The sequence below is a fragment of the Candidatus Hydrothermales bacterium genome (genome assembly GCA_039630235.1).
In the GTDB taxonomy this organism is placed as follows: domain Bacteria; phylum Hydrothermota; class Hydrothermia; order Hydrothermales; family JAJRUZ01; genus JBCNVI01.
This window is the reverse complement of the sequence record JBCNVI010000003.1, coordinates 162195-177629: the sequence shown is the minus strand read 5'-3', so window position 1 is coordinate 177629 and position 15435 is coordinate 162195. Positions and strand designations below refer to the sequence as shown.

General features: G+C 32.8%; 15 protein-coding genes and 2 tRNA genes. 7 read left to right on the top strand and 10 right to left on the bottom strand.

Translation table 11 applies throughout. The features are described 5' to 3' along the window. Window positions 1–2: 2 nt before the first annotated feature. Window positions 3–323, bottom strand: a complete 321-nt coding sequence (trxA, locus tag ABDH49_04800; GenBank protein MEN3046284.1) for a thioredoxin — start codon at window positions 321–323, stop codon at window positions 3–5. 13 nt (window positions 324–336) lie between these two features. Continuing rightward, window positions 337–408: transfer RNA gene (locus tag ABDH49_04795), tRNA-Met, on the bottom strand. A gap of 96 nt (window positions 409–504) precedes the next feature. Here ABDH49_04795 and iorA point away from each other — a divergent pair. The 3 genes from iorA to ABDH49_04780 are packed head-to-tail and all read left to right on the top strand — an operon-like array spanning window position 505 to window position 3135. Next, window positions 505–2241, top strand: a complete 1737-nt coding sequence (iorA, locus tag ABDH49_04790) for an indolepyruvate ferredoxin oxidoreductase subunit alpha (protein ID MEN3046283.1) — start codon at window positions 505–507, stop codon at window positions 2239–2241. After that, the gene (locus tag ABDH49_04785) at window positions 2238–2822 is read left to right on the top strand and encodes an indolepyruvate oxidoreductase subunit beta (protein ID MEN3046282.1); all 585 of its coding nucleotides are present in this window, start codon (window positions 2238–2240) and stop codon (window positions 2820–2822) included. Before iorA ends, ABDH49_04785 begins: the two co-directional genes overlap by 4 nt. 49 nt (window positions 2823–2871) lie before the next feature. After that, window positions 2872–3135 carry a hypothetical protein gene (locus ABDH49_04780; GenBank protein ID MEN3046281.1) on the top strand — a complete coding sequence of 88 codons (264 nt, stop codon included), beginning with the start codon at window positions 2872–2874 and terminating at the stop codon, window positions 3133–3135. Here the strand turns inward: ABDH49_04780 and ABDH49_04775 are convergent. The 8 genes from ABDH49_04775 to ABDH49_04740 all read right to left on the bottom strand — a co-directional run bounded on the left by ABDH49_04775 (window position 3119) and on the right by ABDH49_04740 (window position 11687). Next, a complete protein-coding gene (locus ABDH49_04775; GenBank protein ID MEN3046280.1) occupies window positions 3119–4183 on the bottom strand; it encodes a site-2 protease family protein in 1065 nt (354 codons plus the stop codon). The genes ABDH49_04780 and ABDH49_04775 overlap by 17 nt on opposite strands. Next, a complete protein-coding gene (locus ABDH49_04770; GenBank protein MEN3046279.1) occupies window positions 4176–5033 on the bottom strand; it encodes a tetrahydrofolate dehydrogenase/cyclohydrolase catalytic domain-containing protein in 858 nt (285 codons plus the stop codon). The genes ABDH49_04775 and ABDH49_04770 overlap by 8 nt, the downstream gene beginning before the upstream one ends. A 231-nt stretch (window positions 5034–5264) precedes the next feature. After that, window positions 5265–6533, bottom strand: a complete 1269-nt coding sequence (gene eno, locus ABDH49_04765; protein ID MEN3046278.1) for a phosphopyruvate hydratase — start codon at window positions 6531–6533, stop codon at window positions 5265–5267. A 27-nt stretch (window positions 6534–6560) separates the two neighbouring features. Further along, entirely contained in the window at window positions 6561–7241 is a 681-nt protein-coding gene (locus ABDH49_04760; GenBank protein ID MEN3046277.1) for an ABC transporter ATP-binding protein, read from the bottom strand. Beyond that, window positions 7238–8389, bottom strand: coding sequence for an efflux RND transporter periplasmic adaptor subunit (locus ABDH49_04755; GenBank protein ID MEN3046276.1), 1152 nt, complete (start codon window positions 8387–8389; stop codon window positions 7238–7240). Before ABDH49_04755 ends, ABDH49_04760 begins: the two co-directional genes overlap by 4 nt. Before the next feature lie 2 nt (window positions 8390–8391). Then, window positions 8392–9618: a TolC family protein gene (locus tag ABDH49_04750; protein ID MEN3046275.1), complete on the bottom strand. Its 1227-nt coding sequence runs from the start codon at window positions 9616–9618 to the stop codon at window positions 8392–8394. Between the two features lie 11 nt (window positions 9619–9629). Then, on the bottom strand, window positions 9630–10889 hold the full coding sequence (locus ABDH49_04745) for an ABC transporter permease (protein MEN3046274.1): 1260 nt from the start codon (window positions 10887–10889) through the stop codon (window positions 9630–9632). A gap of 6 nt (window positions 10890–10895) precedes the next feature. After that, on the bottom strand, window positions 10896–11687 hold the full coding sequence (locus ABDH49_04740) for a ZIP family metal transporter (GenBank protein MEN3046273.1): 792 nt from the start codon (window positions 11685–11687) through the stop codon (window positions 10896–10898). 41 nt (window positions 11688–11728) lie between these two features. Between ABDH49_04740 and ABDH49_04735 the strand changes: the two genes are divergently transcribed. The 4 genes from ABDH49_04735 to ABDH49_04720 all read left to right on the top strand — a co-directional run bounded on the left by ABDH49_04735 (window position 11729) and on the right by ABDH49_04720 (window position 15261). Beyond that, the gene (locus ABDH49_04735) at window positions 11729–12505 is read left to right on the top strand and encodes a GGDEF domain-containing protein (protein ID MEN3046272.1); all 777 of its coding nucleotides are present in this window, start codon (window positions 11729–11731) and stop codon (window positions 12503–12505) included. Between the two features lie 35 nt (window positions 12506–12540). After that, a tRNA-Ser gene (locus ABDH49_04730) sits at window positions 12541–12632 on the top strand. 218 nt (window positions 12633–12850) lie between these two features. After that, window positions 12851–13726: a polyprenyl synthetase family protein gene (locus ABDH49_04725; GenBank protein MEN3046271.1), complete on the top strand. Its 876-nt coding sequence runs from the start codon at window positions 12851–12853 to the stop codon at window positions 13724–13726. Then, window positions 13696–15261 carry a helix-hairpin-helix domain-containing protein gene (locus ABDH49_04720; GenBank protein ID MEN3046270.1) on the top strand — a complete coding sequence of 522 codons (1566 nt, stop codon included), beginning with the start codon at window positions 13696–13698 and terminating at the stop codon, window positions 15259–15261. Before ABDH49_04725 ends, ABDH49_04720 begins: the two co-directional genes overlap by 31 nt. Window positions 15262–15435 lie beyond the last annotated feature (174 nt).

Here is a 15435-nt window from a genome sequence, read left to right as displayed (position 1 = left end):
GTTTACAAAAGCTGCAAGATTCTTTCCTCGATTGTTTTCTTGGGCACAGCTCCTATTATTCTGTCTACGATTTCGCCGTTTTTAATAAAAAGTATTGTAGGGATGCTCATTACGTAATACCTCGATGGTATTTCTGAGTTATCGTCGACGTTTATTTTAAAAAAGTTTACCTTATCTTTATATTTGAGGTAGAGTTCTTCCATAGAGGGTTCAATCATCTTACAAGGATGACACCAGTCAGCCCAAAAGTCTACAACGCAGGGCTTATCTGACTTAAGGACCTTCTCCTCGAAGTCAGAGTCATTGACCTCTGGGATAAGCATTAAAATAAAAAAATTGCGGGGGCGGGATTCGAACCCGCGACCTTGGGGTTATGAGCCCCAAATGCTACCGCTGCAACACCCCGCGATGTTTTATAATTATAACACCAAAAATCAAAAATTTCAATATATATTTGAAAAATCCTCATAAAGATATTATAATTACTTCTAATAAAAGGGAAAAATGAAACTGCTAATCTCTGGCAACGAAGCAGTAGCACGGGGAGCTTGGGAAGCAGGAGTTAAGGTCGCCTGTGCGTATCCCGGCACCCCATCAACAGAAATACTTGAAAATCTCTCTAAATACCCTGAAGTTAATACAGAGTGGTCCACAAACGAAAAAGTAGCCTTTGAAGTTGCATATGGAGCAGCAATAGCTGGGGCAAGAAGTGTAGTATCTATGAAACATGTAGGACTAAACGTTGCTGCTGATCCACTTTTTTCTTCTGCCTACGCCGGCACAAAAGGTGGATTTGTCATCATCTCCTGTGATGATCCAGGTATGCACTCATCACAGAACGAACAAGACACAAGAAGATACGCTAAATTTGCCAAAATACCGATTATTGAACCCTCCGACGCCCAAGAGGCATACGATTTCATTAAACTTGCCTTTGAAATCTCCGAAAAATTCGAAACCCCTGTCCTTTTTAGAATGTCCACAAGAGTCTCACATACTAAGGGTATCGTAGAAGTCTCGGAAAGAAAAGAAGTACCAGTAAAAGATTACGTTAAAAATCCAAGCCAATTTATACTACTACCGGCAAACGCCCGAGAAAGACACAAAGTACTCGAAGAAAAACTCTTAAAACTTAAAGAATACTCTTCTGAGTCAATTTTAAACAGAATCGAAAAGGGTAAAAATAGTATAGGAATAGTTTCATCGGGTGTGGCCTATAATTACGCAAAAGAAGTATTTAAGGACGCTTGGTTTTTAAAAATCGGAATGCCCTTCCCCTTCCCAGAAAAGCTGTTCAAGAAGTTTTATAAAAAAGTAAAGAAGATAATCGTGATTGAGGAAAATGAACCCTTCCTGGAGGAGGAGATTAAAATACTTGGCTATAAAGTAGAGGGGAAAAAATATTTGCCCATTTGTGACGAGTTAAACCCTGATATTGTAAGAAAATCGATTAAAAAAAGAGAGCTTCCACATCCAGACCCACTAAAAACTGTAAGAAGACCACCACAACTTTGTCCAGGATGTCCCCACACAGGTGTTTTCTATTGTCTATCAAAACTAAAAGTAACTGTTACTGGAGATATAGGTTGTTATACACTTGGTGCCCTTCCACCATTCAATGCTATGGACACCTGTATATGTATGGGTGCTTCTATTGGAAATGCCTTAGGGTTTGAAAAGGCAAGAGGTAAAGACTTTTCTAAAAGAATGGTAGCTGTAATAGGTGATTCAACTTTTCTTCACTCAGGCGTAACCGGCCTAATAAATATCGCCTACAACAAGGGGACTGTAAAAACAATTATCCTTGACAATAGAACAACAGCTATGACAGGACATCAGGATCACCCTGGTACAGGTAAAACAGCAAAGGGCGAGAAAACTAAGGAAATAAATCTAAAAGAACTTGCCAAAGCCTGTGGAATTGAAAAGGTTTATGAGGTTAATCCGTATGATATAAAAGAAACCCTTAAAACCTTAAAGAGTGCTATTGAAAGTGAGGAGGCCGCGGTGATAATATCAAGGGCTCCATGTGCACTCTTAAAAGAAAGTAGAGAGTATTTCAGTAAAAAAGAAAAAAAGAGAGTTTTAGAGGAAAAATGTCTTGGAGAAAAATGTAAAGCCTGTATCAGAGTTGGGTGTCCTGCAATTTCAATTCGTAATGGAAAGGCATTTATATCACCACTTTTATGCGTAGGATGTGATCTTTGTACCCAGGTGTGTCCAGTAACGGCTATCGTATGAAGGAGTTTAACATAATAATAAGTGGAGTGGGGGGGCAGGGAATTATTCTTTCTTCGGAAATTCTTGCTCTAACTGCGATGGAATCTGGCTTTGATGTTAAAAAAAGTGAAGTTCACGGGATGGCTCAAAGAGGTGGAAGTGTAGTATCTCATGTTAGAATTGCAAAGAAGGTGTACTCTCCCTTAATTGAAAAAGGAAAAGGTGATATTCTTCTATCCTTTGAAAAAGCAGAAACTCTCAGATGGGTTCATTATTTAAAGAAAAACTCACCAATAATTATTGTTAATGATCTTGAGCTTGTTCCACCTATTGTATCCTTAGGACTCGAGGAGTATCCTAAAAATGTAGAAGAGACTCTAAGAAAAATTACAGAGAAATTGTATTTTATTCCAGCTGTGGACCTGGCTGAAAAAATAGGAAACGCTAGGTCTTTTAATATCTTACTCTTAGGCGTTCTCTCAACGTTTTTACCCTTTGAAGAGAAAATTTGGGAAAAAGTGATTAGAGAAAACTCCCCAACTGAGTACTCTGAGATCAATGTAAGAGCTTTCAAGAAAGGTAAAAATCTTATAAAGTCTTAGTCTGAAAAATATTCTTTTAGTATTTATAATTTTAAGTTCTGAAAAAAGTGTGAAAGACAATTATTGGAGCGAAGATAAATTTAAACATTTTTACCTGAATTTAGCTATTACAAATATCCTCTACTCTGAGACAAAATTCAATTTAAAGCTTGACGATAAGAAAGTTATTTTAATTTCCTGCGGAATACCAATATCTTTATCGATTTCAAAAGAAATAGTCGATAAAAAGAGAAAAAATAATTTTAGTATTAAAGATCTTATATGGGACATAAAAGGTATCTTGTGTGGTCTTTATATTAATACTTTACTGTAAAAGGAACGGGATGGAAAGTTAAGATAAAGATAACTACGCAAATCAGACCTAATATTTTGTCATTTTTATCAAGGGGAGTTATATTGTCTACGGGGGGTGGATGTCTAAGTCCAAAAAGAAGTATTAAAAAGCCCCAGAAAAACCAACCTGGCCATATAAAACCAATTAAAATCAAAAAGGGAAAAAGTATATATTGAATTATTTGAAACTTTTCTCCTAAAAGTGCGTACATAATATGACCACCATCAAGTTGAGAAAAAGGTAAAAGGTTCATAGCGGTTACAAAAAGACCTATCCATCCTGCAAAAGCAACAGGATGAAGCAAAACATCAGCATCTTGAGGTAAATCACCCCTTATTAAATAAAATAGAAACTTAAAAAGAAGAGGATCCCCCAAAAAAATACCTCTTTCATCCTCTAAAAAAACTATTTTAGATTTACTTATCCCCCAAATCAAAAAAGGTATTGAAATAGCTACACCAAACAGGGGACCCGCTGCACCAATCCTCAAAAGAGCTTTCCTATCAGGAATAGGTGACTTAACTTTTATAAAGGCACCGAATGTACCTACAAGAGGATGAGGAACAGGAATAAAATAAGGAAGAGTCGAATGAACACCAAATTTTCGACTCATTAAAAAGTGCCCCATTTCATGTGATAAAAGAATCGAAAGCAAAGAAAAAGAAAACGGAAAACCATAAAGTAAAGACTCTGGGAAATTTTCTAAAAATTTCTCAAAATCACCAATGTAATGCATCGAACCAGCAAACATTGTAGTAAGAACTGTCATAAGTAGCAAAAGGAGAGCTATAATAAAATCTTTAAACTTTATTCTGTACTCAGGATAAATCTCTATAGCATAATAAAAGCCCTTTAATTTATAAACAGCCGGAACATAATTTATCTCCCTTAATTTAGACCTTAAAAATTTTAAATTCTCACTTATATTATCTGACGTAAAATAACCTATGTAAACAGGAATATTTTTCTTTTTATAAAAGCTGTGTATAACAAAAACTTCTTCAATTATTTTATTTATCTCATCCATGCTCTAAAGATATTTCTGCAGCTTTGCAGGTGTTTGCAAGAAGACCAGCTACAGTCATCGGCCCTACACCACCAGGAACAGGTGTTATATACTCTACAATATCTTTAACCTCATCAAAATCTACGTCACCAACCCAAAAAGAGCCTTCCTTATGAATACCTACATCTATAACAACTTGACCTTTTCTTACATAGTCTTTATTAATTAGTCTTTTTACACCAGCTGCAACTATTAGAATTTCTGCTTCTTTTGTTATTTTACTGAGATTCTCTGTTTTTGAATGACAAACAGTAACCGTAGCATCCCTTCCCTTAAGTAAAAGCGAAATTGCCATAGGTTTTCCAACTATGTTGCTTCTTCCAACTACAACAACATGTTTCCCAGTAACGCTAATATTATAGTAATCAAGAATTTTTAAAATTCCGTAAGGTGTTGCTGGAATAAACACGGGATCACCTCTTAGTAATCTTCCTAGGTTATACGGTGAGAATCCATCCACATCTTTTGAAGGAACGATATACTCAGCTACTTCATCTGAGTTAAGGTGTGGAGGAAGGGGAAGTTGAACGATTATACCGTGCACATTTTTATCTTCGCTTCTTTTTTTTATCTCATCTCTTAAGCTTTCCTTTGAAATGTTGCTTTCAAAATGGATTATTTCACAGTTCATATCTATTTCTTCAGCGGATTTTTTCTTATTTTTTACGTAGAGAACTGAGGCAGGATTATCACCAATCAAAAAAACATTTAAAAAAGGGATAACCCCATTTTTTTTAAGTTCTAATACCTTTTTATGAATTTCCTTTTTCCACTCAGAAGCTACGATTTTACCATCAAGAATTTTTGCCATTTTTACCCCCAGTTTAAAAATATTTTTTTAATTTTTTTCCCAACTCCGTATTTAAAAATTTTATTCTATCTTTATAAATAATTTGCTTTGCCATCAGGAAATTCTTTTCTTCTTCTAACTTATTTAATTTTCTACTAAGCGAAAAAAACTTTAAAAGCCCATAGTTATCAAAAAAAAGTAAATAAATACTCATCAGAGTAAGAAAAAATAATGTAAAAAAATTTCTTTTCCTCACTTTTTAATTTTCTTCCCCCAGAAAACAAGTTCAGGATAATCTCTCTCTATTTCTAAAAGTCTATTATATTTACAGGTTCTTTCACTTCTTGCAACAGCACCTGTTTTAATAAATAGAGAATTCGTTGCAACGGCAAGATCAGCAATGTAGGTATCCTCTGTTTCCCCAGATCTATGAGAAATAATTGTTTTATAACCGTGCGCTTTTGCAATGTTTATAACATCCAGTGTCTCAGTTAATGTACCTATCTGATTTAATTTAACAAGAATAGCATTCGCCACCTCCTCTTTTATTCCCCTTTCAAATCTTTTAACATTTGTCACAAAAACATCATCCCCAACTATCATTATCTTTTCCCTGAACTTCTCAGTAAAGACCTTCCACCCCTGCCAATCCTCTTCAGCTAAGGGATCCTCAACTGAAAAAATAGGATAGTTATTAACAATATCTAAATAAAAATCTATCAGATCATCAAGTTTATAAACTTTACCATCTATTTTGTAAGTATTTTCTTTACTATCCCACAGTTCACTTGCTGCAACATCTAGTGCAAGATAGACTTCTTCGCCTTGTTTATAGCCTGCTTTTTCTATAGCTAAAAGAATAAGATCAAGAGCCTTTTTTGTATTTTCAATATAGGGAGCAAAACCGCCTTCATCTCCGACTGCTGTTGTTAGCCCTTTTTCCTTCAAAATGGCTTTAAGTGTATGATAAATTTCAGAGCCTGCACGTAGGGCCTCACTAAAAGTATCAAATCCTATAGGCACTATCATAAATTCCTGTATGTCTAAGGGATTATCTGCATGAACTCCCCCGTTAATAAAATTCATCAGAGGGATGGGAATATAAGAGGCAAATACGCCTCCTAAATATCTAAAAAGTGGCTCTCCTACAAGAGAAGCTGCAGCTCTTGAAACAGCAAGTGAAACTCCAAGGATCGCATTTGCACCAAGTCTACTTTTATTTTCAGTTCCATCAAGGTTTATCATCAGTTCATCTATTTTCCTTTGATCAAAAACATCCATGCCCTTTATTATTAGGGCAATCTCCTTCTCTACTGAACTAATAGCCTTTAGAACGCCTTTTCCCAAGAATCTCTTTTTATCGCCGTCTCTTAATTCAAGTGCCTCAAAAGTCCCTGTTGAAGCACCAGATGGAACAAAAGCCGCCCCCTTAACCCCATTCTCCAAGACACACACTACCTTTAACGTAGGGTTCCCCCTTGAATCGAGAACCTCATAAGCCCTAAGGTCTTTGATTTTCATAGATTAATTGTAAGTACTAAGATAAGACTATTTCAACTTTTCTCCTTCTATTTTTCCATCCCTTAAGGAAATAACTCTTTTTGCCCTTTTTGCAACGTCATGGTCATGTGTTACAACAATTACTGTTATACCCTTTTCATTCAATTTGTCAAAAATATTTAAAATTTCATTTCCAGATTTTGTGTCCAAATTCCCAGTTGGTTCGTCAGCTAGTAAAATCTCTGCTCCTGAGACAAGTGCTCTTGCTATAGCTGCTCTTTGCATTTCTCCACCTGATAACTCGTGAGGTCTATGATTTCTCCTTTCAAAAAGTCCTACTTCTTTCAAATAATAATCAACAATTTCTACCCTTTCTCTTTTTGGGATACCACGGTATACAAGTGGTAACTCCACATTTTGAAACACTGTTATTCTCGGTATAAGATAAAAAAACTGAAAAACAAATCCTACCTCCCTATTTCTTATATTTGCAAGCTCATCTTCTGTATAATCTGAAACATTTTTGCCCTTAAAAATGTATGTTCCCTCACTTACTCTATCTAAAAAACCCATTATATGTAAAAGTGTACTCTTTCCAGAACCTGATGGCCCCATAATTGCTAGGTATTCTCCCTTCTCTACTTTTAAAGTAATTCCATCAATCGCTTTTACAAATGTATTACCCATTTTGTAAATTTTTCTAACATTTAAAAGTTGAATAAGAGTCATTCTCTTTTATCCAGGGGCTTTACTACTACTTTTTCTCCATCCTTAAGTTTCCTGAGAACTTCTTCGGGACCAACAATCACCGTATCGCTAATATTTAAACCACTTAAAATTTCGATTCTTTTAAATCCTCTTATCCCAGTTTTTACGTATATCTTTTTAGCTCTTCTATTTTTTAATACAAAAAGAAAAGTATTAAATTCTTCTCGTGCCCTATTTTTGATTTTTTCTCTTCCCAAAGCTGAGTAAGGAAGTGTTATTGTGCTTTCTTTCTCAGCCGTTATGATTTCACAAGATACACTCATTCCTGGTAAAAATAAATTAAACTCCTCATTGATTTCTATTTCTATGGGAAATTTTATAACTCTTTGCGTTTGAGCTTGGGCTAAAGAAGAAGTTCTAACTCCTCCAATTTTGTTTACACTTCCGCTAAAAAACGTATCAGGGAACGCATTCACTTTTATCTTTACTTTTTGCCCCTTTTTAATTTTGGGTATTTCTGTTTCATCTACTTCGCATCTTGCAATCATTTTACTTTTATCTCCTATGACCATTATTATTGATGCTGGATTATTTATTGTTCCAGGTACAACTGTTTCTCCCTCTTTTTTGTATATCTCCATAACTTCTCCATCTATCGGAGATCTTATAAAACATTTTTGTAACCTATTTTCGTATTCTTTTAAATTAAAACTATCTTGCTTTATCCTGAAAAGTAAACTTTTAAATCTCGCTTCTGCTATTTCAAGCTCTTTTTGAGAGATCAGTTTTTTTTCAAAGAGATTTTTTTCTCTTTCGTAATCAATTTTTGCTAAATTTAACTCATAAAGATTCTGCTCAAGTATTGCCTTGATTCTATCTCTCTGAGCCTGATATTCAGTGGGATCTATGATACATACGAGATCTCCTTTTTTTACAAAGTCTCCCTTAGAAACTAATATTCTTTTTATTTTACCTATTACCTCAGATCCGATCTCTACCTGTTTACTAGCTTCAAGAAAACCATAAGCCTTTATAACCTCTTGAATATAATCCTTCTTTACTACTTCTATTTCTACCACATTCTCCTCTTTGGTTACTTTTATTCTAAGCACTATTAGAATTGCTAATATGAGCACCAAAAAAATTATGAAAAAGACTAATTTTTTCATTTTTAGTAGCTTAAGTTTCCCGTTAAATAAAGATAGAGAGTAAAGGCTAGTTTATAATTATAATATGAATTTACGTAGTCTATTTCACTAATTCTCAGATTCTCTTCCGCCTTTAGAAGTTCTATAGAAGATATTTTACCGACTTTGAAGCTTTCAACAGCTAATTTATAGCCAATTTCAGAAGTTTTAAGTTTTTCACCTGCTAGTTTAAAAGCTTCTTTTGCAATTTCGAGATTTCTCCTAGATTTTTCATAATTTAAAGTTGACAAAAGGTAAATCCTTTTTAGATTTTCCCTTTCAATTTCATCCTTTAATTTACTCTTAACCAAATTAAATGGATAATCCCAAAAACGTAAAGAAAATGAAAGATAAATACCCCTTGAAGATTCAGGTTTTTCAAAAAGATCCTTAAAGGTAGTGTTAGAATAAGAACAAAATAAAGAAAGATAAACCTCTGGTAGGAAAGAAAAAATATTGTAAATTAGATTAAACGTTGAACCCCTCTTTATCCATTTCTCAGATTCATAAGAATAAAAATTTATTTTTTCAACTTCTTTAACAGGTACACTATCCAATTTTACTTCCTTTGGAACATAAAGAATTTTTCCATCATTTCCCAGCAGATAATTAAAATCATAGAGTACATCGTAAAAATTTTTCTCAGCTTGTCTAATATTTAAAATTAAATTTTCTAAATCTAACTTTATGTTCATGTAGTCAAAATGAGAAAGTAATCCGCTTTTAAATTTTTCCTCAGCAAGTTGTAAATAGCTTTTAGCTCGCTCCAAACTTTTTTCATAAGCTTTAAGAACAGCTTTTGATTTCAAAACATTAAAATACTTTGTTTCCAATTCATAAAGTAATCTCATTTTAGACTCAAGCAAAGTTAACTCATTACTTTCTTTTAATGAGTAATGGTATAACAAGTTATATACGCTAGAAGGAGAAAAAATTTTTTGAGAAAGAGAGACTTTAAAAGTGTAACCTCTTTCTATGGACGATAAAATTGGAGAAGTAAAAGAATTTTTTTCGATATCAGAGAAACCGCCCTCCACATTAATATTAGGTGCAAAATTAAGAATTGAATTTATGTATTCAATATTTCTCAGGTAAGAGTTCTTTTTCTGGATTACCATTTCTGGAAAATTTTCTAAGACTTTTTTAAGAGCCTCTTCTAAATTAATTCCCAAAGTATCTATTGATATAATAAATAGCCATATAGATATCATAGAACCTCCTTTTATTCATATCTTAAGCACTCAATGGGATTCTTTTTAGCTGCTTGAGTTGCTGGATATATACCGAAAAAAATTCCAACTACAAAAGATAATAAAAAAGCAATAAGGACACTCCACAGTGGAACTTTTGATGGCAAAGGCGTTAAAAAATCAATAAGTTTTCCCACTCCTATACCAAAGAGTAAACCTAAAAAAGAACCAATCGAAGTTAAAAGAATAGTTTCAAGTAAAAACTGATACAAAATATCCTTTCTTCTTGCACCAACCGCTATTCTTATCCCTATTTCCCTTGTTCTTTCAGATACTGATACAAGCATTATATTCATTATTCCAATCCCACCCACAATTAAGGCAAGTGAAGAAATACCTATCATAGCAGCAAATATACCACCTGTCAGTGCCCTATAGACATCCAAAAGAACCCCCTGTGTATTAAGGTAAAAATTATCCTCATCTGTAAAAAAAAGCGCCCTTCTTTTTCTCAAAAATTTTCTGAGCTCCTCAATTGCCCTTTTTATATCAATGTTATCCTTTATTTTTACTTCAATCACCGGCGCTATAAAAATTTTTTCCCAATCAAAAATTGGTATACCCTTTATTTCCTTTCCCTTAGAAAAAGGTATAAATATTTTCCTATCAAGAGAATATCCAAAAATTTCTCCCTTTTCTTTTAAAACCCCTACGACTAAGAAATTTTCATCACCAATTTTTATCTCCCTATCAAGAGGGTCTTTTTCTTTGAATAAATTAGACGCTACATATTTACCAATTACACAAACATTCCTTCTATAAAATTCATCATCCTCGTTTAACTTCCTTCCACTCTCTAGGTTATAACCTAAAATTTCAAAGATTTCAGGCGTGGCAGCACTTAATTCTATATTTTCAAGTGTTTTATCTTTGTACTCTACCTTGGACATCATCCAAAGATCAATCGAAATAGAGGCTTTATCAACAAAATAAAGCTCTTTAATATCTTTTAAGTCCTCCTCATTAAAATCAGGGTAATCTTTAGCTTTTTTTAACCAATCTTCCTCAATCGATCCCGGTGCTATTCTCCACTTATACTTTTGTATGTAAATTACATTAAAGCCAATTGTCCCAAACTGTTTATACACAAATTCATTGATACCCTCTATTATAGATACCATCGAAATTACTGTCCCAACCCCAATTATTACGCCTAAAGTTGTAAGAACAGATCTTAACTTATGTGTTTTAACTCCATAAATGGCTGTTTGAAATAAATCCCAAATTTTCATTGGCTTTTAACTTGCAAAAGCAATGTCCATATAAAGCATTAAAACAAGTCCGATAATAGTTCCAAAAGTTGCAAGCCTTTCATGTCCTTTTCTGTGGGTTTCTGGAACAATTTCATCACTTATAACATAGAGCATTGCACCAGCGGCAAATCCCATCACATAAGGTAAAATATATTCACTAATTGAAGCAAATAGAGCCCCTAAAACCGCTAAGGGAATTTCAACTAAGCCTGATCTTAGACCAACCAGCACCGAATAAAATTTCTTTCCATAGCCTGCCTCAAAAGCAGAGACTGAAACTGAAAAGCCTTCCGGTATATTTTGAATTCCTATTGCAAGCATAAGTATAATAGCATCTTTTATGTTACCTGATCCGAAACCAACACCAACAGCAAGCCCTTCAGGCATATTGTGAATAGTTATTGCAAGTATTAAAAGCCAAACGCCCCTAATTCTTTTTCTTTTTATACCCTCTTCTCCAATTACTTTATGAATGTGAGGTATAATGTGATCACCCAGATCTAGCACTATTGCACCGAGAATAATTCCCAAAATAACTGGAAAAATCCCATTATAATTTGTTGCCGGAATTATTAGACTTGTAAAACTTGCGGCTAACATTACACCTGCAGCAAAACCAAGCAAAGTATCCATTAACTTATCAGAGGGTTTAGGAATAAAGAAAACAAGCAAAGCGCCTAACAGATTCAAAAGAGAAATTATTATTCCACCTATCAGAGCTAAAATTATTTTATTTCCACCAGCACAAAAAATCAAAATTTTTTCAATAAACTCCATTTGAAATGGAAAATTATAAGAAAAACCTTTATATTTAATAAATGAATTTATATCTTCGAATTATCTTTATATTTGCTTTTTCTTTTCTACTTTTTGTAACAAGAAACCACAAGCTATTTACTATAATTTTGCTACTTTATTCTATAGCTATGCTTTACGTCTTTTTTATTGATTTTTTTTACAAAAAAGAACTTTACAAACTATTTGCCTACATTATAAACAACAAAAAACTGCCAAATAACATAAAAAGATTTAGAGGAATGTTTCAGGGAGTCGAGGAACTCACAATAATGCTTTTTGATGAAATTTCTATTCAGAATTATGCGTTAAAAGAATTAGCCTTTAGAGATCCCTTAACAAACCTTTATAATCTTTTGTATTTTGAAGAGCATCTAAAAGACATATTAAGTTCTTTTAGAAACGATAAAATACCTTCATTTATGATTGATATTGATAATTTTAAACAGATAAACGATAAATTTGGACATCTTGTGGGTGATAATTTTCTCAGAGAATTTTCAACTGAAATGAGATCTCTTTTAAAAAATTCAAAAAACATCACCTTTAGGTACGGTGGAGATGAATTTGTAATTTTATTTGACGAACCCTTTGAAAAGGCCAAAAAAATTATGGAGGATTTAAGAAAAAGCTTTGAAAAGAAAGTTTTTAAAATAGATAAAGAAAAAATAAGGATAACTTTGAGTATAGGTGGGGGACTTTTCACATGGGATGAAATGAAAGACATTAAAGCTGTGCTTAAAACCTTAGACCAAAAGCTCTATAAAGCTAAAGAGAAGAAAAACTTTCTATATATTTGATTTAATCAGAAAGTTTATATTAATCTTTATAAAAGGGAGAGGTGCCCGAGCCTGGTCGAAGGGGCACGACTGGAAATCGTGCAGACCCCCAAAAGGGGTCTCGCGGGTTCAAATCCCGCCCTCTCCGCTTTTAAAAATGCTCCATTTTCTATTTCCAACATCTCAGAGATACCTAAACTCCCCTACCAGAAACACTTCAAATAACTCTTACTCTTTAAATCACAAATTTCTAAATACTCCGAAAACTGAAGCTCAATTAGCTCAAGCTCTAACTTGTCTACCTACGTTTGGGAACAAAACATAAATTTTCTCTACTTGATAAAAAAGGGGGCAAAAGATAGTATTATGAAAAATTTTCTTGAAGAGTATAACAAAAGGAAATTAAAAATTGAAGAAAGTCTTCTAAGATACATCGACTTAAAAGACGTAAGCTCACCATTAAGAGAAGCAATGCGACATTTAATATTAGCTGGAGGAAAAAGAGTAAGACCCATAATAACATATGAGGCCTATAAAGTTTGTGGCGGAGAAAAAGACGAAGAAATAATACCACCAGCCTGCGCAATCGAAATAGTCCATACATTCACCTTGATACATGACGATCTTCCTGCCATTGATAACGACGATTTAAGAAGAGGTGTACCAACAGTTCACAGAGTTTACGGTGAAGATATAGCGATCTTAGCTGGAGATGCTCTATTTATCTTTGGAATTGAAGTTTTTTTAGATTCAAAAGCAAGACCAGAAAAAGTTCTTTTGGCTCTAAATTCTTTAGTAAAAGCACTGGGTCCAAAAGGTGTTATAGAGGGTGAAGTTCTAGATATAAAAGGCGAAAAAATGGAATTAAACACCCAATATCTTGAAAATATTCATCTTAAAAAAACAGCTCTACTTTTTTCCTCTTGCTTTGAAATTGGTGCAATACTTGGCAATGCAGATAAAGAAACAATTACAAAATTAAAAAATACAGGTATTGAACTGGGAATGGCTTTCCAAATTAAGGACGATATCCTTGATGCAATTGGAGAAAAAGAAAAAATAGGCAAAAAAGTTAGAAAAGATATTAACAAAATGACTTATGTAAAAGCCTATGGTGTTGAAAAATCCCTAGAAATTGCAAAAGAGCATATTAATAGGGCAAAATCAATATTAGAAGAATTTAATAATAAAGCAGAATTTTTGATAAAGCTATGCGACTTTATTATAGAAAGGGAATTTTAATAATTCTTTTCTTTATTAACCCTCTCTTTACTCAAGAAATAGAAGAAGAGGAAACAGGTGGAGAAATTTTTGTGGAAGATATATATGAAAAAGAATTTGTTAAAATTAATATTAATAAGGCTGATTTTGAAGAAATTTTAAACCTTCCCGGGGTTTCTAAGAGTCTTGCTAAAAAAATAATAGAAGAAAGAAAAAATGGTTTTTATATTAATTTTGATGACTTCAGAAAAAGATTAAATTTACCACCTGAATATAACTACCTTGAAAATTACCTCGATTTTAACACTCTTATTTTTAATTTCTATCAGGAAACAAAAGGCTATTACAATGATAAATATGGTGAAAACAAATTTTATAGAAACATGAAGGGAAAAGTAAAGGGACTTTATTCTATCTTTGATTTTGGCCTATCCCATCATAATTATAGAAAAATAGATAAATTTTATGGTGAGGTTAAATACAAAGGAATAATCGTTATTTTGGGGGATTATCTTTTTGAGTTTGGTAAAGGTCTTCTATTTGGAAGGTATTTCACCTACTCTAATGAACTTTTTAATCTACCCTCTAATTTAAAAAGGATAAATCCTACTGCTTCTTACTCACCAAATATAGGAATAAAGGGAGCGGCATTAACATACAGCAACACCAATCTAGCTTTTGCTTTGAAAAAAGATACATTTTTAACAGGTTTCATAACATTTATAGTTGAAAAATTTGAAATTACACCACTTTTAGGTATTTTAAGAGACATTAAAAATAAAAAAACTTTACCCTTTGTTGCTTTTACAGGATCAATATACGGACCATTTTACTTTTTCTATGAAACAGGACTAATTAATAACAATGTATATACCTATTTTGGTTTAAGAAAAATATACAACTCTTCAAAACTTTCACTATTTTTCTACACACTACCTAGTAATCATATATCATATTTTAACACCAAGTTTGATTATAAAAGAGAAGGGAAAGATGAAATAGGAGCGGGGATAAGATGGGAGGGAAAAATAGAGAAATTAATTTTAAGAATTGATGAAAGGTTATTTATAAAATCAGAAAAAAAGGGTGGATATGAAAGCTATATAAAAGGCTTTTTAAGATTAAATAGACCCTTAAATTTTACTTTTGAAATAAAAGATAGAAAAACAAATGTTCACAGGTTACGACTTAAAAATGAATTAAGGTATGATACAAAAGATTTTGAACTTTCAAACAAAATCTATTTTGAATGGGATAACTATCTATTAACGTCTCCTGGTGTTTTAGGTGGAATAGAACTTAAAAAAGGGATATTCTTTTTCGGTGTCTATAGTTTTAGTATAAACAGTTATAACAAAAGAATATATGTTTATGAAGCTGAACCCCCAACATCCTTTTATTTAGAACCTCTCTATGGCAACGGTAGTAGATTATATTTCGGATTAAAATTTAAAGGAGAAATGCTATACATCTTAGCAAAATATAGTGAAAACATTTCAGAAAAAATACCTCCTGATAGGAGAATAATTTTTATAATAACGGTAAGAAACTATTAAGAACCAAATATTTATAAAAACAGGGAATTGTTCTAAAAACTTTTGACTTTAAAAAAACTCAGAGTTTGGAAAAATGAGAAGCACAAAAACTTTTGTGGAGTCCCTCTAATAATTACAAAGGTAGAAAAATGTACTGAAGAAAATGTTCACTTCCCCTTGATTTACCAATTTGCC